This is a genomic window from Paenibacillus andongensis (genome assembly GCF_025369935.1).
GTDB classification, from domain to species: domain Bacteria; phylum Bacillota; class Bacilli; order Paenibacillales; family NBRC-103111; genus Paenibacillus_E; species Paenibacillus_E andongensis.
This window is the reverse complement of the sequence record NZ_CP104467.1, coordinates 3,785,469-3,803,922: the sequence shown is the minus strand read 5'-3', so window position 1 is coordinate 3,803,922 and position 18,454 is coordinate 3,785,469. Positions and strand designations below refer to the sequence as shown.

The 18,454-nt window shown below is 43.9% G+C and carries 17 protein-coding genes; 5 read left to right on the top strand and 12 right to left on the bottom strand.

Translation table 11 applies throughout. From position 1 onward, the window contains the following. Positions 1 to 9: 9 nt before the first annotated feature. Positions 10 to 945: a carbohydrate ABC transporter permease gene (locus NYR53_RS16940; RefSeq protein WP_261306208.1), complete on the bottom strand. Its 936-nt coding sequence runs from the start codon at positions 943 to 945 to the stop codon at positions 10 to 12. Positions 946 to 957: 12 nt separating this feature from the next. Next, positions 958 to 1,863: an ABC transporter permease gene (locus tag NYR53_RS16935; RefSeq protein WP_261306207.1), complete on the bottom strand. Its 906-nt coding sequence runs from the start codon at positions 1,861 to 1,863 to the stop codon at positions 958 to 960. Positions 1,864 to 2,037: 174 nt separating this feature from the next. Between NYR53_RS16935 and NYR53_RS16930 the strand changes: the two genes are divergently transcribed. Then, the gene (locus NYR53_RS16930; RefSeq protein WP_261306406.1) at positions 2,038 to 3,774 is read left to right on the top strand and encodes a sensor histidine kinase; all 1,737 of its coding nucleotides are present in this window, start codon (positions 2,038 to 2,040) and stop codon (positions 3,772 to 3,774) included. Beyond that, entirely contained in the window at positions 3,771 to 5,291 is a 1,521-nt protein-coding gene (locus NYR53_RS16925; protein WP_261306206.1) for a response regulator, read from the top strand. The genes NYR53_RS16930 and NYR53_RS16925 overlap by 4 nt, the downstream gene beginning before the upstream one ends. Before the next feature lie 74 nt (positions 5,292 to 5,365). Here the strand turns inward: NYR53_RS16925 and NYR53_RS16920 are convergent, their stop codons facing one another. Beyond that, positions 5,366 to 6,346: an aldo/keto reductase gene (locus NYR53_RS16920; RefSeq protein WP_261306205.1), complete on the bottom strand. Its 981-nt coding sequence runs from the start codon at positions 6,344 to 6,346 to the stop codon at positions 5,366 to 5,368. Between the two features lie 174 nt (positions 6,347 to 6,520). Continuing rightward, entirely contained in the window at positions 6,521 to 6,862 is a 342-nt protein-coding gene (locus tag NYR53_RS16915; protein WP_261306204.1) for a zinc ribbon domain-containing protein YjdM, read from the bottom strand. A gap of 153 nt (positions 6,863 to 7,015) precedes the next feature. Between NYR53_RS16915 and NYR53_RS16910 the strand changes: the two genes are divergently transcribed. Both NYR53_RS16910 and NYR53_RS16905 read left to right on the top strand, forming a co-directional pair. Continuing rightward, positions 7,016 to 7,396, top strand: a complete 381-nt coding sequence (locus tag NYR53_RS16910) for a hypothetical protein (RefSeq protein ID WP_261306203.1) — start codon at positions 7,016 to 7,018, stop codon at positions 7,394 to 7,396. A 73-nt stretch (positions 7,397 to 7,469) separates the two neighbouring features. Further along, positions 7,470 to 8,012 carry an NADPH-dependent FMN reductase gene (locus NYR53_RS16905; RefSeq protein WP_261306202.1) on the top strand — a complete coding sequence of 181 codons (543 nt, stop codon included), beginning with the start codon at positions 7,470 to 7,472 and terminating at the stop codon, positions 8,010 to 8,012. A gap of 679 nt (positions 8,013 to 8,691) precedes the next feature. Here NYR53_RS16905 and NYR53_RS16900 read toward each other — a convergent pair. The 4 genes from NYR53_RS16900 to NYR53_RS16885 all read right to left on the bottom strand — a co-directional run bounded on the left by NYR53_RS16900 (position 8,692) and on the right by NYR53_RS16885 (position 12,646). Then, positions 8,692 to 9,291, bottom strand: coding sequence for a response regulator transcription factor (locus NYR53_RS16900; protein ID WP_029197103.1), 600 nt, complete (start codon positions 9,289 to 9,291; stop codon positions 8,692 to 8,694). Further along, positions 9,288 to 10,424 (bottom strand): sensor histidine kinase, encoded by a 1,137-nt coding sequence (locus tag NYR53_RS16895; protein WP_261306201.1) that lies wholly within the window; start codon positions 10,422 to 10,424, stop codon positions 9,288 to 9,290. The genes NYR53_RS16900 and NYR53_RS16895 overlap by 4 nt, the downstream gene beginning before the upstream one ends. 78 nt (positions 10,425 to 10,502) lie before the next feature. Further along, complete coding sequence (gene desA, locus NYR53_RS16890; RefSeq protein ID WP_261306200.1) at positions 10,503 to 11,558, bottom strand: Delta(5) desaturase DesA; 1,056 nt, start codon at positions 11,556 to 11,558, stop codon at positions 10,503 to 10,505. Between the two features lie 239 nt (positions 11,559 to 11,797). Then, entirely contained in the window at positions 11,798 to 12,646 is an 849-nt protein-coding gene (locus NYR53_RS16885; protein WP_261306199.1) for a helix-turn-helix transcriptional regulator, read from the bottom strand. Between the two features lie 118 nt (positions 12,647 to 12,764). Here NYR53_RS16885 and fabF point away from each other — a divergent pair, with 118 nt between their 5' ends. Further along, positions 12,765 to 14,000 (top strand): beta-ketoacyl-ACP synthase II, encoded by a 1,236-nt coding sequence (fabF, locus tag NYR53_RS16880; RefSeq protein ID WP_261306198.1) that lies wholly within the window; start codon positions 12,765 to 12,767, stop codon positions 13,998 to 14,000. Positions 14,001 to 14,086: 86 nt separating this feature from the next. Here the strand turns inward: fabF and NYR53_RS16875 are convergent, their stop codons facing one another. The 4 genes from NYR53_RS16875 to NYR53_RS16860 all read right to left on the bottom strand — a co-directional run bounded on the left by NYR53_RS16875 (position 14,087) and on the right by NYR53_RS16860 (position 18,273). Then, positions 14,087 to 14,287, bottom strand: a complete 201-nt coding sequence (locus NYR53_RS16875; RefSeq protein ID WP_261306197.1) for a CLC_0170 family protein — start codon at positions 14,285 to 14,287, stop codon at positions 14,087 to 14,089. Between the two features lie 66 nt (positions 14,288 to 14,353). After that, the gene (locus tag NYR53_RS16870; RefSeq protein WP_261306196.1) at positions 14,354 to 15,577 is read right to left on the bottom strand and encodes a Ger(x)C family spore germination protein; all 1,224 of its coding nucleotides are present in this window, start codon (positions 15,575 to 15,577) and stop codon (positions 14,354 to 14,356) included. Further along, on the bottom strand, positions 15,549 to 16,670 hold the full coding sequence (locus tag NYR53_RS16865; RefSeq protein ID WP_261306195.1) for a GerAB/ArcD/ProY family transporter: 1,122 nt from the start codon (positions 16,668 to 16,670) through the stop codon (positions 15,549 to 15,551). The genes NYR53_RS16870 and NYR53_RS16865 overlap by 29 nt, the downstream gene beginning before the upstream one ends. After that, complete coding sequence (locus tag NYR53_RS16860) at positions 16,618 to 18,273, bottom strand: spore germination protein (protein ID WP_261306405.1); 1,656 nt, start codon at positions 18,271 to 18,273, stop codon at positions 16,618 to 16,620. The genes NYR53_RS16865 and NYR53_RS16860 overlap by 53 nt, the downstream gene beginning before the upstream one ends. Between the last annotated feature and the right edge of the window lie 181 nt (positions 18,274 to 18,454).

The following is an 18,454-nucleotide window of genomic DNA, read 5'->3' as shown; positions in this document are numbered from 1 at the left end:
CCACTAGATTCAACCTTTCAGAGAACCAATCAATAGCCCCTTCACAAAATGACTTTGTACAAAAGGATACAGAATAAGAACAGGTGCGCTTGCGACGACGATTAGTGAATATTTAAGCAGCTCCTTCAGTCCCTGCCTTTCCGCAAGTTCTCTCACATCTTTAATCATCGTAGGATCAATCGAATTCAGAATCAGAATGTTCCTTAAAATTAGCTGCAGCGGATACAACTTAGCCGATTTCAAGAAAATTAAGGCTTCAAAATAGGAATTCCAATAGCCAATGGCGTACATGAGCACTAGAACAGCGATGATGGGTTTGGAAAGCGGTATCACGATTCGAAATAAAAACTTGAAGTCGCTGCATCCATCCAAATGTGCGGCTTCCGTTAGTTCTGAAGGAATCGACGTCTGGAAAAACGTCCTCGCCAGAATGACCTGCCATACCGAAATCGCGCCTGGAATAATCATCGCCCATCTCGTGTCGAGCAATCCCATCCCTTTCACGGTCAAATAATAGGGAATTAATCCCCCACTGAACAGCATTGTAAATACGAATAGTGCAGTAATAACGTTTCGTCCATAAAAGTTTTTGCGAGAAAGCGGATACGCAGCCGTTATCGTTAACGAAACGCTAAGCAATGTCCCAAAGAAGAGATAGAACAAAGAGTTGCCATACCCAGTCAAGATCTGCGGATTTTGAAATACAGCTTGATAACCACGAAGTGTAGGTTCAACCGGAAACAGCCAAACCTTACCTGAGATGACGGCTGATGACGAGCTGAATGATGAACTAACAATGTAGATGAGCGGATAAGCCACAATAATCAAGCATAGGATCAAAAACAAATAGACAAAGAACAAATAGATTCTGTCCACACTGTTTTCAAGTATGCGGGTAGGTGCCTTTCGTACATCTAGCGTCAATGTCTGATCGGGATTACCCATATTTTCTACCTCCTACCACAAACTCGTCTCCGAATTTTTTCTTGCCACATAATTGACTATAATGAGCAGCAGCAAATTTACGATTGAATTAAACAGTCCGACTGCTGCGGAGAAACTAAAATTCGCCCCGACCAAGCCCATTTTATAAACATAAGTAGAAATAACCTCAGACGCCCCAACATTAATCGCATTTTGCATCAGGTACACCTTCTCGAATCCAACATTCATGATTTGCCCTGCATTCAGTATGAGCAAGATGACTGCAGTCGGCATTAGGCTCGGCAAATCGATATGAATCATCCGTTGAAACCGGGATGCACCATCCACCTTGGCCGCCTCATACAAATGCGGATCTACCCCTGCCAGAGCGGCAATGTAAATGACCGAAGCATAACCTGTAAACTGCCATACGTCGGAAAGTACATACACGGTTTTGAAATACTCCGGCTTTGACATGATATTTTCCGCCGGAAATCCGAACTTATCTGCCAAGAGATGGACGAAGCCAAGCTGCGGCGAAAGGAAAAGCATAATAATCGAAACCATGATGACCGTTGAGATGAAATACGGCGCGAACGTGACCAGCTGTACGGCCCGCTTAAAAATCCCGTTTCTCAATTCGTTCAATGCAAGAGCGAGTATAATCGGCGCCGGAAACCCGATAAGAAGCGAATAAAGGCTAAGCAGCGATGTGTTCTTGATTACCCTCCAAAAAATAGGCAGATGGAAAAAGTCTACAAAGTGCTTAAAACCAATCCAATCGCTTCCCCATATCCCATTGGTAACCATATAATTTTTGAAAGCGATCTGCACGCCTGCCATAGGTACGTATTTAAAAATGATCAAATACACGAGTGACGGCAAGATAATCAGATAGAGCTGCCAGTTTTTCTTTACCATTCTAAGTGCTATACTCATGATACTCCCCCTCACTACATTTACGTCAAAGTTATTATTAAGCGCTTACAGGATCTATGATATAGGAGCTAGAATTAAATTTATAGTGATCATTCTTAAGCAGTAGTGTCCGTTCATAAGGTGGTGAAATGAGTCATAACGAGGCCAACGATTAACTTCCAAAACTTGTCCATTGTGAAAAAAATGGCGATAGGCTATATCGTCATCATCTTCATTCCGATTATTTCGTTCGGCCTGTTTCTGTATAATCAGAACTACAACAGTTTTCTCGAAGAGTATGCGCAAGGCAGGCAGAAAATTGTTAATCAGGTACTTAATAACTTAAATGTAAGCACAGTGCAGATCGAATCCGCGTATCAGCTTTTTCAAAACAATTCGAATACCATTGCTTATTTAAGTGGGAACTACCGGACCGATTTCGAACAGGTATCTAATTTTTTAACCTATATCAGACCCCTTTTCTCATATATTTTGTCATCCAATCGGTTGATCGACGGCATGACCATTTACATGGAGCAGCAGAACGGTATGGTTTTTCGGCCCGAAATGGCCAAGATGGACGAGTCCAAATTAGACGACAGCATCAAGAAGCTTCCGCTTGGTGTTGGGAAATGGATTACGATAAACAACGAGTCGAATCCAGATATTAACCTACATTTTGTCCATAAAATCGGAAACCGGAATTTTGAACAGGATATCGGTCTCCTCGATATTAAAGTAACTTCAAAATTGATTAAGCCTTTGTTAGAATCACTAAATTTGAACAACAGAAGCAATTTATATGTGCTCGATCAGGATCACCAAGTCATTTCTCTTGTAAAAAAAATCCCCTTATCTCAGGATTCCGAACAGGACTTATTTGCCGATGTTTCCCAAACGAACGCAAAATACTCGTATCAACAAGTTAGCGGAAATAAAATGCTCATTGAATCGTTTTATGCCGAAAGTCTTAAGCTGCATTTTGTCATGATAGAGCAAGTTGACGACGTCTTTATTGGCATCAAAAAAAATAAGTACGTACTCGTATTAACGGTGTCCATCCTTTTATTACTACTTTCCGGCATTTACTATCTGATCGCTAGTTCAATTACGAAGCGCATTTTGAAGCTTTCCAAACATATGCGTCGAGTTGACGAAAACCATTTCCCACTCTATCATGGTGAAATTAATAAAGATGAGGTTGGACATCTAACCTCCGCTTATAATGCGATGATCAGGCGCATGGATGAGCTGGTAAATACCGTACATCGCTCGGAAATGCTGCGGAAGGAATCAGCCTATCTCATGATGCAGGCCCAAATTAAGCCTCATTTCCTGTACAATACTCTCGAATCGATTCGCATGATCGCGGAAACGAACGATGACCCTGAAGCAGCAGAGATGTCCTATACACTTGGCAAACTATTTCGCTATAGCCTATCGGGAACGAAAAGAGAGACTTCGCTGAAAGAAGAAGTTGAAAATGTTCAAGATTATATCAAAATCCAGCAAATTCGACTGGCTGACAGGCTGCAAGTATCTTTCGAAATAGCCGCTGATATCGATAACTTTCATTGCCCCCACTATATGCTGCAGCCGATTATTGAAAACAGCATTGTTCATGGGATCGCGAATGTTAGAAAACAAGGCTCACTTTCGATACGCATTTGGGAAGATTCCGCGTTTATGTTCATTTCCGTAGAGGATTCTGGTGCAGGCATTGAGGCAGAAAGGCTTGTACTCATCCAAAACATCTTAAACGGTAAAATGGATGACCATCTTTTACAGACGGATGGCGGAGGTCTCGGTATTTTCAATGTAAACGAACGCGTAAAAATGTTTTTTGCTGAAGGATCGGGCATTCAATTGGAGAGTAAGCTTAATGTGGGGACTACTTGTATACTCAAGTTAGCTAAGGGGGCAGCTCAATGAAGCTGATGGTTGTCGATGATGAGCCTATTATTTTAAACGGAATTATCCGCATGATCCAGAAAGCGAACACATCGTTTATCGAAATCGTCGGCGCTGCCGACGGCATTGATGCCTTGCAGAAGCTCGCCGATTTTCAGCCCGACTTGATCCTTACGGATATTCATATGCCGGAAATGGACGGACTCGCTCTTATAAAAGAAATACAAGCTCAGAACCTTTGCAGCCGTTTCGTCATTTTAACGGGTTATGGCGATTTCGCCTATGCTAGACAAGCTCTGCGCTATCAAGTCATCGATTATTTATTGAAACCGATTAATAAGGAAGAACTGCTTACTGTACTCTCGAAAGTTGAGCAAACGATTCGTGAGGAACAGCAGCAAACTAATGAGCATGACCTTCTGCTTCTCAAAGAACATATTCTTTACAATACGCCGTTGGAGGACATGCCGCTGAGGCCTGAGCAGCTGCATACCCTGCTTCCTGATCCCTATACGACGATCGTCGTATTCCAGGCGTACGAGAGTGTTCCCCTTTTGACAGCCGAACGTCTGGAACGTATTTGTGCCCTTCTGGCGCACGTTTGCAAGAAAACTTACACCGTCCAGTCCCGTTTCTTACGGCAAACTGTACTTATTGCGAACGGTGCGGATGTACCTACTGACGAAGAGTTTCAGCATGCATGCGGCGAGTTGTTCGATAAGAAGAGAATACAGGGGAGCGGCGGATATTGCATCGGGGTTAGTGTGAGGAAAAACAATAACGATCATTTGCGTGATCTGTATATTGAAGCAATGGCTGCGATGTTATTCAATCGGTACTTTTCCAACTCCATTTTGACGATACACAGACCCGAGACGGAGAACCTTCATAGTGACTATGATCACCTTGTGCAATATATTGAGCATTCGCTTGTCCAGCAGGTTACGATCGAGCAGATTGAGAAGGACATTCAGTCCATACTTCCTCATTTCTCAGCCCATGCCGATTGCAATAACAAGCTGCGTGAAAAGTTTCTTATCTGTGTTGGTGTCTACTTGCAAAGTGTTGGACTAACGCCTGAAACCATTTGGGGTGAACATGCGGCAACCAAACTATTTTCGCCCGGCCACACCCCGCTTGAGAATAGTAGTGTATCAGAGATCATCGCTCAGCTAATTCGCTATACACGCAGCACGGATCGCCACCAGCCTAACTCACAGGCAATCGATAAAATCGTCGCATTCGTGGAACAAAATTACAAGCTGGATTTATCGCTCGATGCCGTTGCGGATCATGTGCAAATGCATCCGAATTACATCAGCATGTTGTTTCGTAAAGAGATGGGACTAACCTTCCTCCACTACTTGCATACGTTTCGACTTGCCAAAGCCAAGCAGATCATGCAGGAGAATCCGGAATGGCCGATCAACACCATTGCAGAACTTGTTGGTTACGAAAATCCGCGGCACTTTTTCAAAGTGTTTAAAAAATTCGAAAACATCACACCTGGGCAATACCGGCTTGAAAATTCTTCGTGATGAATTCCTGGCGGCTGCTTCCTCTTCCAAATTTGAAAAAGCCGCGAATAACGCGGCTTTTTTTAATATCATTTTTACCAAGCATAAGCCTGCGGAGCAGAACCCCCTGGACCCGGGAAGATTTCATCTAGTCTCTTCAATGTAGATTCATCCAGTACAATATCAACAACACGCAGTGTATTTTGAAATTGTTCCAATGTTCGCGGCCCAATTATAGGCGCTGTCATAGCTGGGTGAACTAGCGTCCATGCCAATGCCACATTCGCTTCACTCTCACCAAGTTCCTTGCTTAAAGTCGAAAATGCCTCCAGCTGTGAGCGAAACTTCTCAACCCTTTCAGGGTTACTTGCTCGTTTTGAGCCCGCAATCGGCTTCAAAGCATTGCCGCCTAACAGACCGCCATCTAGCGGGCTCCATGCGATTACGCCAATTCCAAGTTCCTGAGCCGCTGGCAGTACTTCTAGTTCAGGCAGTCTGCAGAGCAAACTATATTTGTGCTGCTCAGAGACGAGACCAATAAGATGACGAGCTTTAGCTTCATATTGCGCTTTCACCAAATCACGACCTGCAAAGTTACTTGAGCCTACATAGCCGATTTTCCCTTGGTACACCGGAACTTGAAAAGCTTCCCAAAGCTCATCCCAAGATACATTCCGATCCACATGGTGCATTTGATATAGTTCAATATGATCCGTTTGTAGGCGGCGTAATGACGCGTCCAAGTGACGACGAAGCTTGTAAGCGGAAAGCCCGCCTTCCCGGTTAGGTCCATCATTCACATCATGCATATCTCCATAGAACTTCGTAGCTAGGATCGTTTTCTCTCTGCGTCCTCCGCCTTGTGCGAACCAGCGGCCTATAATTTCCTCCGTACGCCCTGCATTTTCACCCCAGCCATAAATATTAGCCGTATCGAAAAAGTTGATTCCGGCATCCAATGCGGCATCCATGATTCGAAAAGCTTCTTTTTCCTCTGTATCTACACCGAAGTTCATCGTTCCAAGGCACAATTTACTGACTTTTAAACCCGAACGACCTAAGTAAGTATATTTCATTATTATCGCCTCCATTTCATCATTATCATACCTGAATCTTAGAGGCTTCAAAAGTACGCACTTTTCCTTAACATAGTGGGTTTTGGGTAATCTACTTACCTGAAAGTAAGTACTATTTTGATAAAAAAATAGGCTGAAAAATTAAAAAAGCCGCGACTAGCGCGACTTTCAAGCTTATACCTTTTTAACAAATTCAGATTTTAATTTCATAGCTCCGAAATCATCAATTTTGCAATCAATATCATGATCGCCATCAACCAATCGTATATTTTTAACTTTTGTACCTATTTTTATGACGGATGAACTTCCTTTAACTTTAAGATCCTTGATGACTGTAACCGTATCACCGTCGTTTAAGACATTTCCATTCGCATCTTTAACAATTTTGTTATCAGCACGATCTTCAGCTTCCAATTCTAACGTCCACTCATGTGCGCATTCCGGGCAAATCAATAGACTCCCATCTTCGTACGTGTACACTGATTGACATTTTGGGCAATTTGGTAATTCTGGCATTAATCTCATTTCCCCCATTCGTTAAATGCTTATATACTGCCATAGTCTGCTTATATTAACAACCCTTCACCCTTCTTTCGTAACGTACAAAAGTACAAACACACTTGCCGCTATTGCATTTACTGTATTAACGAAGGAAGGAGAAGTGATAGGATGATTGCAAAGCGAGTGACATTCTCAACTGGTATTTTGCGGAGGCCAAATAAAACGAAGTTTGCCCTTGTCGATGTCGTAAACTTCAATAAAAAATGTTCCCGCAGGATAACGGTACAAGTGTTTGACTGGTCCACGGGTTCACCAATTCCCTTGAGGGTAAGTCCTTGCAACAGAAAAAAATGTACGGTTACAGTTGCAGGGGGTAAATCGGTTTTCTTGTTTGCAGACGTGTCAAAGGTAAAGTTTAAGTATGAGGTTCGGATTACACAGCATAATGATCGCAAATTAATAACGAATGTAACTGGTGTAACAAATGCCCCCTTTACGCCACAAGAAGGCGATACGGTGCTTCAACGAAGCTTAATAAGAATAAAATAGTTTCTCTATTTTACTTTTAACTATCGAAACATGTAAGATAAAGGAAACAACGTAAGAAATGAGATGATTTCGGATGGTGAAAACAATAAAAGTGTTAGCGATTTCGGGAAGTCTTCGCCAGAAGTCTTCTAATACAGCCCTTATGCACGCTATTGTAGGTCTAGCCCGAGAAAATATGGTCTTTACTATATATAACGGGTTGGGTGATCTACCGCATTTTAATCCCGATCTTGACGTCGATGACGGACCTGTATCGGTTCTTGAGCTGCGCTCACAACTTAACGAAGCGGATGCCGTACTGATATGCACACCAGAATATGGGAACGGAGTACCTGGTGTATTGAAAAATGCATTAGACTGGCTAGTATCTTCAGGTCAATTTATGAATAAACCGACAGCGGTAGTCACCGCGTCTCCCACTCCTATGGGCGGGGACAAAGCGCATGATTCAATTCTGCTTACGCTAAACATGATCAATGCCAGAATTGTTGAGGAGGGAACTATGATGATTCCCCATATTAACTTAAAACTTAATAATGAGGGCGTCATCACGGATGTTTTAACCAAGAGAGGTTTAATATCACTGCTTGAAAGTCTTGTAAGAGCTTGTTCATAAGTAAGCTTCGCCCTCTTATTGCTCATATTTTACTATTATGAAAATCAAAAGGGGCTGTCTCAAAAGCCAATTTATGATTATCGAGCACCCACTAAGAGTCAAATTTCATATGTAAATAACCTCCATCTCCCACTTAATTAGTGGAACTGGAGGTTATTTTGTGTAATATTTGAGACATTCTCTATCATGCGAACACTTTTGAGACAACCCCATTTTCCGTATATCCCCCGAGTTGCGCTTAAGGACTCGTTTAACTCGGTTCGATGTTCGATACGGAAAATAGGGCAACTTAAGCTGCTTATTTGTTCGAATAGCTCCTGTTATGGATGCTTAAGCAAGATACGTTTGCTTATTGTTCGCTAAAGCTCCCAGAATGTAACGCTGTGCAGAACATTAGCATGATCTGTTGTCTTATCACACGTGATACCTCGATAGTTAAAAGCAATTAACACACCTAGCTTGCCTATTCATTCCATAGCACAATGTAGATATTTTAAATGACCTAAACACAGGCTAGGTTTATACTCAAAATAGAAATGGATTTGTTTTACATGTCAAATCAGCAATAAAGAACCTCCATCCCCACTGTGTTAGTGGAGTTGGAGGTTCTTTTGCGTAAAGTTCGGGACGTTCTAATCATGCGAACACTTTTGAGACAGCCCCTCTTTAGCCGTATGTGTCACTTGAACCATCCCTTTTCTTTAAAACGCATAATAGCCTCAATTCGATTGCTTACGTTGAGCTTATCAAGGATTACGGAAATATAGTTACGGACGGTTCCTGTGGTTATATACATCTGATCAGCAATTTCCTTCGTATTTTTACCGTCGGCGATAAGGATCAGTACTTCCTTCTCCCGCTCGGTCAAAGGATTTTCTTCCCCATATGCGTCATCTACTAACTCTGAGGCATAAATGCGGCGGCCGGCCATGATACTGCGTATCGAAGTAGCGAGCTCCTCACTGGGGCTATCTTTCAACAAATAACCGTTGGCACCAGCCTTCACAGCCCTTTCAAAATATCCGGAACGAGCAAACGTAGTCAGTATCATCACCTTGCAGCCAAATCCCTTTAGTTCCTCAGCCGCGTCTAATCCGCTCTTGACTGGCATCTCAATATCCATGATACAAATATCTGGCTTATGAAGATGAACCAGTCTCACTGCATCCTCCCCATTGCTAGCTGTACCAACGACCTGCATATCCTCTTCCAAATCCAGCAAGGAAGCAAGTGCGCCAAGCAGCATTCGTTGGTCCTCGGCAATTACAATTCGAATCATATCCCCGCCTCCCTTTCCGGTGGTTTGAAGACATTTGGCACTTTGATCACGATCGTCGTTCCTTGGTTTGAGACAATTTCCATGCATCCGTTCACAAACTCAAGACGCTCTTTCATGCCTCGCAGTCCATTTCCAAGTAAGACAACGGATTCTTTGGCCATGCCGACCCCATTGTCCCCTACTTTGATAACCAAATCGGATTGTGATGGCTCAATGGCGATCGAACAGGTAGAAGCGCTGCTATGTTTAATAATATTGGTAACGGCTTCCTTTAAGCACATACTCACTACATTCTCGTTCATCAAGGAGGTGTTCGTTAACTGAGGATCCCCTTCCACAATGAGGTCGATCTCAGCAGCCTTCAAAATTTGCTTAACGCGAAACATCTCGTCCTCTAGTCTAGTACCTCGCATGGATGTAACCATTTCTCGAACTTCCTTCAATGCACTTCTCGCCGTCTGCCGAACATCATTGATTTCAATTTGTGCTTTAGATGGGTTCTTGCTAATTAATTTCCCTGCCAAATCACTCTTTAAACCAATTAATGAGAGCTTCTGACCGAGTGTATCGTGTAGGTCACGAGCGATTCTTTGGCGTTCTTCCAATTTTACCAGCTCAGAAATACGCTTATTAGCATCCTCTAGCTGTCCCTGCAGTTTATCACTCCTGTTTCGGTTGTACGTGGTGACCGGAAGAAGAATTACGCCAATCACGCTAATAATGACAAACGGCAGCTGCGTAATATAGACAGGGTTCTGGGATACTAATCCATAGTTGATCGTAACAATTGTACTTATTAGATGAATAGCGTACATCGTAATAAATCCGGCCCGATTTTGAATATTGCCAATAAAAAAGGCTAAAAACAGCGAGAAATATACGTAGCTGAACAGTAAAGTCATGGTGATTGAAATCAGAATTTGTACACTCGTCCAAAAGTACATGAGCCAGCCTTTAGAGACAAAAGAAAGCACGTAGCAAATAAAGAAAACAACAATCATAACAGCGCCCAAAACAATTTGGTAAGTGGCAGAAGAACTTAATATAAAATAAAAAGGAAGAATGTAAAAAACAACCCATACATACGGACTAAGACCAGTTTTTTTATGAAATATTTGATGCCACTTTTGCATAGTCCGTTTACCCTCTTTTTTGTGCCATTGATTTCATTCTATTTTAGCATAAACATGTATAGACAAGATTATTTTTCCTTAAATGATCGATCTACGGACTTTTATGTTGTTCCCCAAAGAATCTAGCTTATCTGGGTTAGGGAGCACCTGTTTTTTATTTTTATAACCAACAAACTTTTTGTTCTGCTCGTCCCAAAGACGAAAACGTAACGATTGTAGACTCGTGCTAATTGTAATCGTCGTTGCTTTTTGCAGCGGAGGGGTTGCATTATGCGCCTTCTCCAAGTTATAATTTGGCACTTTCGGACTCAAATGATGCACATGATGAAAGCCGATATTTCCCGTTATCCATTGTAAAAGCTTAGGCAGCTTGTAATAAGAGCTTCCATCTACCGCGGCTTTCACATAACTCCACTCATCTTCGTTCTCAAAGTAGGAATCCTCAAACTGATGTTGTACATAGAACAGCCAAATTCCCAGCAAGCCGGCTACGAAAACGAGCGGAACTTGAATCATCACAAACGCCTGCCAGCCAATAGCCCAACACATACATGCATATAAAATGATGATGGAAACATTCGTCAAGTAAGTACTGATTCTTTCCTTACGCTTCGCACCTTTTGTATTAAAACGATTCGTAACTAGGAATAAAAAGATGGGACCAAGTCCAAACATAATGAGTGGATTCCGATATAATCGATAGGCAACTTTGAGCAATAATGGAGAAGCCGCGTATTCGTCGACCGTAAGAACCCACATATCACCTGTGCCGCGTTTCTCAAGGTTGCTGCTCGTTGCATGATGGATAGAATGACTGTTTTTCCATTGTTGATACGGAAAGAGTGTAAGAATACCCGTTATCGTACCTATGATATCGTTAGCTCGGCGGCTTTTGAAGAACGATTGGTGACAACAATCATGGAAAATGATAAAAGTCCGTATGACAAACCCGGAAGCAATGAACGTAATCGGTAACGTTATCCAATAAGATACGGATAGGCTTAGATATGCAGCGTACCACAGCAGCAATAAAGGTCCTATGGTGTTGAACAGCTGTTTAACACTCGCCTTCGTATTCGATTTTTCATAAGGGGCAACCTGTTTTTTTAAATTGGATAGCGTAGATTGAGTCATTGTATAGTTCCTCCTCAGGTATGGTAAGCGGGTCATGTTGTCGAACGTAAGTCACAATAACCTATCTTCATTATAGATATCGCTTTCATTTCGTTGTAGTCATAAACGTCAAGTAGCGGGTATGACAAATGTCATGTCCCATATTAAAAAAAGTGCCGCTACTCCGTAAATTACGAAAATAGCAGCACTTTTTTCATGGATTTAATGTACATTCGACATCCTTACTTTAGACGTTGACCTTAGTCATGCTCCTCTAATTTACTCATCAAAAGTCTAACTTTCGAATCGGTATCCGAACCAGGAGAAGGTGTATACACACTGCATCTCAAATCGGTACGTCCTTGTACTTGAAGCGTAGTCAAATCGAACAGCATTTTCCCCACTTTGGCATGCCTGAATTCAATGAACACTTCGGGTGCTGAACTCACATCACTTTGGTTCCAAAAAGTTCTAAAATCCTGGCTCTGTTTACTAATCTGCTCGATAAACTCACTGTACCAATTATCCCCGACATATTGCCCGTAATAGGATCGAAACATCGCCAAGAATCCTTTTACAAAATCATGCCAGTTTACGGCCAGAGCTTTCAATTCTTTCCGTGTAAAAAGCAGCCAAATCATGTTTCTTTGCTCTTCAGGGATAATCGCGAAATCTAGGAATATAGCAGCAGCTGCTTGATTCCAGCCAACAATATTACAGCGGCGGTCCGAAATAATCGTGGGGCAATCATGAAGCTCTGTCAGAATTCTGGTTAACGCTGGACTGACCGTAGGTATTTTATCTACAAATGTAGTCGGTGCCGGCTGCTCGAGAGCCAACATGAAGAGATACTGGCGCTCATCCTCATTAAGCTGCAAAGCAAAAGCAATACGATCCAGTACTTGCACGGACATTTTGATATCTCTTCCCTGCTCTAACCAGGTATACCAGGTCGTGCTGACACCAGCAATTGTTGCCACTTCTTCTCTGCGTAAGCCAGGGGTTCGTCTACGACTCCCGCCAAGTACTCCAGCCTCACTGGGTTGAATTCTAGCACGATGAGTCGTTAAAAACTCGGACAGTGCCTGTAACCGTTCCTTTGTATTCACGCCACAATCCTCCTACATTTTTATCATAGAAGCTATTATACCAGTATAAACCATAACTTGTAATAGGATAAATAATGTGACATTCTAATGGAAAGTAAACGATTAGGAGGAATTACAAATGAAACGTGTAGTTGTGACAGGAATGGGTGTCATTACACCCATTGGGAATCAGGTGGAAACGTTCTGGAGGAATCTTACAGATGGTAAATCAGGCATTACCAAGATAGATCATATGGATGTAACGGATTATAAAACCAATTTCGCTGGTGTGGTACGGAATTTCGATGCAGAAGCAGCTGTTGGTCGGCGAGATGTACGCCGGATGGATCGATACTGCCAATTTGCCGTTGCCGCGGCCAAGCAGGCGCTTGATGATGCGGCCTTAGTGATTGATTCGACGAATGAAGAACGTATCGGCGTCTATATTGGCTCTGGCATTGGCGGTATTCAGACGATTCTGGACAATTACCGGACGTTGCTGACCCGCGGACCCAGCCGCGTGAGTCCGACCGTTGTCCCTATGATGATCGCCAATATGGCTGCGGCACAGGTTAGTATTCTGTTCGGTGTCAAGGGCCCAACACTAGCTCCAGTGACCGCTTGCGCCACAGGAAATAACGCCATTGGCGAAGCTTTCAAGCTTATCCAGCGCGGAGGCGCAGACGCCGTCATTGCCGGCGGCGCCGAAGCGACGGTCACCGACCTCGCGCTGGCGGGCTTCGGCAATGCGACAGCGCTATCGACGCGCTGTGACGCGCCGGAGCAGGCTAGCCGCCCGTTCGACGCGGAGCGGGACGGCTTCGTCGCCGCCGAAGGCGCCGGCGTGCTCGTGCTGGAGTCGCTCGAGCATGCCGAGCGTCGAGGAGCCCGTATCCATGCCGAGCTCGTCGGCTATGGATCAACCTCGGACGCCTACCACATTGTGGCGACCGATCCTGAAGGCTCGGGAGCTTACCGAGCCATGCGCGAAGCGATCGCCGACGCCGGGATCGCCGCGGCGGAGATCGACACGATCAACGCGCACGCGACGAGCACGATCGCTGGCGATCTCTCAGAGACGCTCGCCATCAAGCGGCTGCTTGGTCGCGGTGCGTATGACGTGCCGATCAGCGCAAACAAGTCCATGATCGGCCATATGCTCGGCGCAGCTGGCGGTGTGGAAGCCGTCGCGCTGATCAAAACCTTACAGGACGGCCTTATCCCTCCGACTATTAATCTAGAAAATCCAGATCCCGAGTGTGATCTCGATTATGTTCCACTCGTTGCAAGACGAGCTGAACTTCGTTATGGCTTGTCCAGCTCATTCGGATTTGGCGGGCATAACGCCGTCCTCATTTTCAAAAAATATGAATAACCAAGCCCTACCATCTACTCACTTACAAAATAAACCTAATCTGCTCAGCAAATGCTGAATAGATTAGGTTTATTCATTAAATATGTCTACTTCCAGAACCATTTCTCATACATATAGTAGGTGCAAAATGAAATGAAAGCGAGGGCTATACTGAGCCACCCTGTAATCAGGGCACCTTTCTTTTCTTTCATCATATTCGTCTTCACATAGATTCTAACATCAAAACTTAGCGTGAGGATCCCAGAAATTAGTAAAAGCAATACCGTGTAATAGTTAAAGGTAATCATCGTCGAACCCCTTCTCACTCGAGCCGCGGTTGTAAAACTCAAAGTATGGAACCAAGCTTTAACGGATTATTTGGTTTTTGTGCCAATTCGTCGAATATTTATACGTAGACTTACCTCAACGGACATTTCACGATACATCTCTTCCCATTTCTGCTTCGTTTTAATTTCCCTATTCCAATAGGAAGGATGGAAAGCACGCACGTCTTCCCCGAAACCGAAAATGTCGCAACCGTCCTTTTGGGTCTGGTGAATTAGTTTTTCAAACCCTATTTTCCCGTCCTTTTCTATGGATTGCTCTAATTTTTTAATCGTTTCCTTCGTTAACGTCAAATTTTCATTCGATTTCTCCCGTAAATCTCCTTCGATTTGACTCACAACTTTGGCATGAATTTTACCGTCTTTGATTTCTGTTGTGATTTTCGCTTTACGATGGGTAGATTGAAATATGACAGAAGTGTCAGATCCGGGTATATGTGTGATGACGCTATATCCACCGGGATTGATTTGCTTCATTGCCATAAAGTGACCGATTTGTAGAGGCGTAGTGATTCCCTCCATTTTGTCACCTTTAAAATATGCCATTCCAGCGATTTCAATATTAGATTCTTTCTTCAATTCCAGATAAGGGAGAGATCCTTCCTGTCCTTTAGCAGAACTAGCACTATAGAAAACACCTAGGAAATTATTAGGAAGTTTCCCCATTTCCTTGGCATGATCTAAGGTGGCTACTAGGTATAAAGTGGGAACACGCTCCAATTGCGGAGTAGCTCTCATGATATCAGAAGCTTTCCCTTTGGATACAACCATCCAAACTGTTCTTCTTACCTGAGGTTGACGACGAAAGAAATCTTTCTCATTTTCGATTCCCTTCCTTGCCATTACTTCGGACACGACGATTACACGCAAATGTCCGAAGAATAGGCGATCTGCCAGTTGCTGCTGCAGATTCATGATGGAATCGTTAATGGTACTCCCGATGCTGCTCAGCACCCAGACTGGTTTCTGCCCAGCCGGAACGCCTCCGGTACCACCTGTACCCAAAGGAATGCGTCCTGGAACGGCAATTTGTACAGTGAGTCGTATTAAACTTTTATTCGACTTAGGAGCTTTAAGTATCTGTGTTGCATTGCTGCTTTCATTCGCCTCTTGCGGTTTGGCCTCATCGATGGCAATCGCTAACACAACGGCTCGATCTTCGATTTCTAAACGATCCCAGCAACCTGTAAGCATGGGCAAAAGCAACAGTATAACAAGAATCCGGCTAATCCGTTTTCGCCACACGTTGATCACCCCGACTCCCCTTCTTTTTCTTGCGAATGAGGGCTACGATCAGTAAAACCAAAGGATAGAACACCGTAATGACCAGTCCCCAACGACCAACAATTTGAATAATGCCATACATCTGAAGCAGGTTTTGGGGAAACATGGCAATGACATAAATGAAGGGAATGAGAAAAAATGAAAACAGCTTGTGATCGCGCAAATGTAACAGTTGGCTTAGAAAGTGAATGGCCAAATAATAGGTCGACAACAATGTTGTAAATACCGCTGTGACCCAAACGGCAAGAAAGGCGCCATCCAACCTCTCCAGGATGTTGGCGGGAAGTGAGGTGGTTTTGGCTAATTCCAAGGTAGGCCAAACTAGGTTTTTGATTTCCTCTGCTCCAAATACACCAACCGTAGCAACTACGATGAGCATGTAGAGTCCCCCTGAAATCAACATGCCGACTAAGCTTGCCAACATCGCTCTATCCGGTTTACGCATCGCAGGAATGACGATGGTCATGACGAAAGAACCTTGAAATAAGGCAGCCATGGTAAGAATTCCTTTGGACATGCCGCTCGGTTCATTCCCCCATATTGGCAATAAATTGACCAACTGTGCATTTTTTAGCGAGAGAACGACGATCAATACAAGCGGGAAAACAATAAGCGGGAAATAAAAATGATGGAAATAGGTAAAGGTCGTCATGTCAGCACGTGAGGAAACTGCAGCTAACAAGAGCATCACAATAACCGTCACTTCCAGCGGCGTTTTCGTTAAAACGGAAGTCACGACGACTTCACCGAATTCGCGCGATGCCAGTGCTGTGAGTACGGAAAAGAAAACGATGATTAAGACGCTGAATACCCGAGCCGTCCATTTACCGATCAGAACTTCACTGTATTCAATAATCGTTTGAGTTGGAAAGCGCATGCCGAGTACGGTAACAAGCCAAAGCCCCAGAGAGCCGATTAAGATCCCTATAAAGGTTACGAGCGGCGCCCCCGAATCGGAAGCTCTAACAGCAAAAAGCGAAAGTGCAAGAACTCCTACCCCGATAATCGTACTAATCAGAATGATCGCCGCTTGAATCATCGTTACTTGGCGAGGATACTCCATCTTCTATATCCCTCCTTATATTCCCAACTTTCAATGGATCTAAGGTATTGCTTTGCGGATGCTTCATTTCCTTCGTTTTCATTCCCAGACGGGTATCATTCGGCGTATGCAAGAGTGCCGGTCTCTTTGGCATGGACCAGAGTGGCAGCCGCGCCAATGTATCTTTCATCCCTTGGAAATTCCCAGGGACAATCGGACTCAAGTAAGGCACCCCGAACGATTTTAGTGAGAGCATATGGTTGGCGATCAGGATAAGCCCGATCATCACGCCGTACAAACCAAACATACCAGCCAATATCACAAGCGGAAAGCGCAGCATCCTTAATGCAAGCGCTGCGTTGTACGCCGGTGTGGCAAAAGAACCGATCGTTGTTAAGGCGATGATGACTACCGTTATCGGACTGATGAATCCAGCAGCAACCGCGGCTTGTCCGACGACTAGCACACCAACAATCGATAGCGCTCCCCCTACTTGCTGTGGCAGACGCAGAGTCGCTTCCCTCAGAACCTCCATGGAAACCTCCATAACCAGAACTTCAATTAGAGAGGGAAAAGGCACTCCTGCTCTCCCACCCGCAACGGCCACGGCAAACTCTGTAGGTATGAGCTCTGGGTTAAAAGAAATCAGCGCCACATATAACGAGGGGAAAATCAAGGAGAAAATAAGAGCTACCAGTCGTGCTAGCCGAATAAAGCTGACCAAAAGAAATCGTTCGGAGTAATCTTCGACCGTCTGGTAAAACTGACTGAACACAGTCGGCAATATGAGGGCAAAGGGAGAACCGTCGACCAGCAAGATTACCCTGCCCTCCAGTAGATTGGCAACCGCCTTATCCGGGCGTTCCGTATTTTGAATCTGCGGGAACGGGGACAGATGGTTATCTTCAATAAACTGTTCCAAGTATCCAACATCGAGAATGCCGTCAATGTCGATCAACGCTAATCGTCTGAACACCTCTTCAACAAGTTGGGGATTAACAATCCCATCCAAGTAACAGATAGCTACTTTAGATTTAGTTACACGCCCTATTCGAATCGTTTTTACCCGTAGATCCGGTGTCGGAAGCCGGTAGCGAAGCAAGGAAAGGTTCGTACCCAACATTTCTATGAATCCTTCTCGTGCTCCGCGGATAACCTGCTCTGTTTCAGGTTGCGTGATCGAGCGTTTGTCCACATTTCGTGTACTGAATAGCAGCGCATCCTCCATCCCGTCCACTACAAGAACCGTTTCTCCTTGTACAACGGCTTGGATAACCTCAGATAACTGTTTTTCTGTTCTCCCTTCACAGGCATACAATGTATCTCGAAATAATACATCCTTTAAGGGCCGGCTATTCTTTGCTCTCCCCTGCTTGTTAGTCGACGATAGCATCAGCGGTTTTAAAATGTGCTCATTCAAATACTGCTTCTCAATTAAGTCGGAGAAATACAATAGCACTGCCGGGTACTGATCAAATATACGAAACCGGTGCATGACAAAATCGTCATTTTCACCAAGTATCTTATCCATGAATGAAATCGTCTCTTCAAGATGTGGCGTGATTTTCCCTTCTTCATTTTCTTCCAAAATCTGATGGGCAGGCGGTTCCTTTGGCGGAATCATACGAGGTTGCTGGCTTTGAGATACTTTTATAGACCTTCGTTTATACCATTGCCACATAGCCACGTTATCACCACCTCCTGAAAACAGTCCCCAGTTGTTGTATTCTTCCTGTTTCCCATTCATTTCCTTCCCCGTATTTTTATCCATTTTCCCGATAATATACATGGAAATAGGTAATCTA

Bases quoted from the DNA above. Each gene is read 5' to 3' on its own strand.
- NYR53_RS16860 (WP_261306405.1), bottom strand. From the start codon at position 18,273: ATGATTCCGCCAAAGGAACCGCCTGCCCATCAGATTTTGGAAGAAAAT.
- NYR53_RS16935 (WP_261306207.1), bottom strand. From the start codon at position 1,863: ATGAGTATAGCACTTAGAATGGTAAAGAAAAACTGGCAGCTCTATCTG.
- desA (WP_261306200.1), bottom strand. From the start codon at position 11,558: ATGACTCAATCTACGCTATCCAATTTAAAAAAACAGGTTGCCCCTTAT.
- NYR53_RS16915 (WP_261306204.1), bottom strand. From the start codon at position 6,862: ATGCCAGAATTACCAAATTGCCCAAAATGTCAATCAGTGTACACGTAC.
- NYR53_RS16905 (WP_261306202.1), top strand. From the start codon at position 7,470: ATGGTGAAAACAATAAAAGTGTTAGCGATTTCGGGAAGTCTTCGCCAG.
- NYR53_RS16875 (WP_261306197.1), bottom strand. From the start codon at position 14,287: ATGATTACCTTTAACTATTACACGGTATTGCTTTTACTAATTTCTGGG.
- NYR53_RS16865 (WP_261306195.1), bottom strand. From the start codon at position 16,670: ATGGAGTATCCTCGCCAAGTAACGATGATTCAAGCGGCGATCATTCTG.
- NYR53_RS16940 (WP_261306208.1), bottom strand. From the start codon at position 945: ATGGGTAATCCCGATCAGACATTGACGCTAGATGTACGAAAGGCACCT.
- NYR53_RS16895 (WP_261306201.1), bottom strand. From the start codon at position 10,424: ATGCAAAAGTGGCATCAAATATTTCATAAAAAAACTGGTCTTAGTCCG.
- NYR53_RS16910 (WP_261306203.1), top strand. From the start codon at position 7,016: ATGATTGCAAAGCGAGTGACATTCTCAACTGGTATTTTGCGGAGGCCA.
- NYR53_RS16920 (WP_261306205.1), bottom strand. From the start codon at position 6,346: ATGAAATATACTTACTTAGGTCGTTCGGGTTTAAAAGTCAGTAAATTG.
- NYR53_RS16925 (WP_261306206.1), top strand. From the start codon at position 3,771: ATGAAGCTGATGGTTGTCGATGATGAGCCTATTATTTTAAACGGAATT.
- NYR53_RS16900 (WP_029197103.1), bottom strand. From the start codon at position 9,291: ATGATTCGAATTGTAATTGCCGAGGACCAACGAATGCTGCTTGGCGCA.
- fabF (WP_261306198.1), top strand. From the start codon at position 12,765: ATGAAACGTGTAGTTGTGACAGGAATGGGTGTCATTACACCCATTGGG.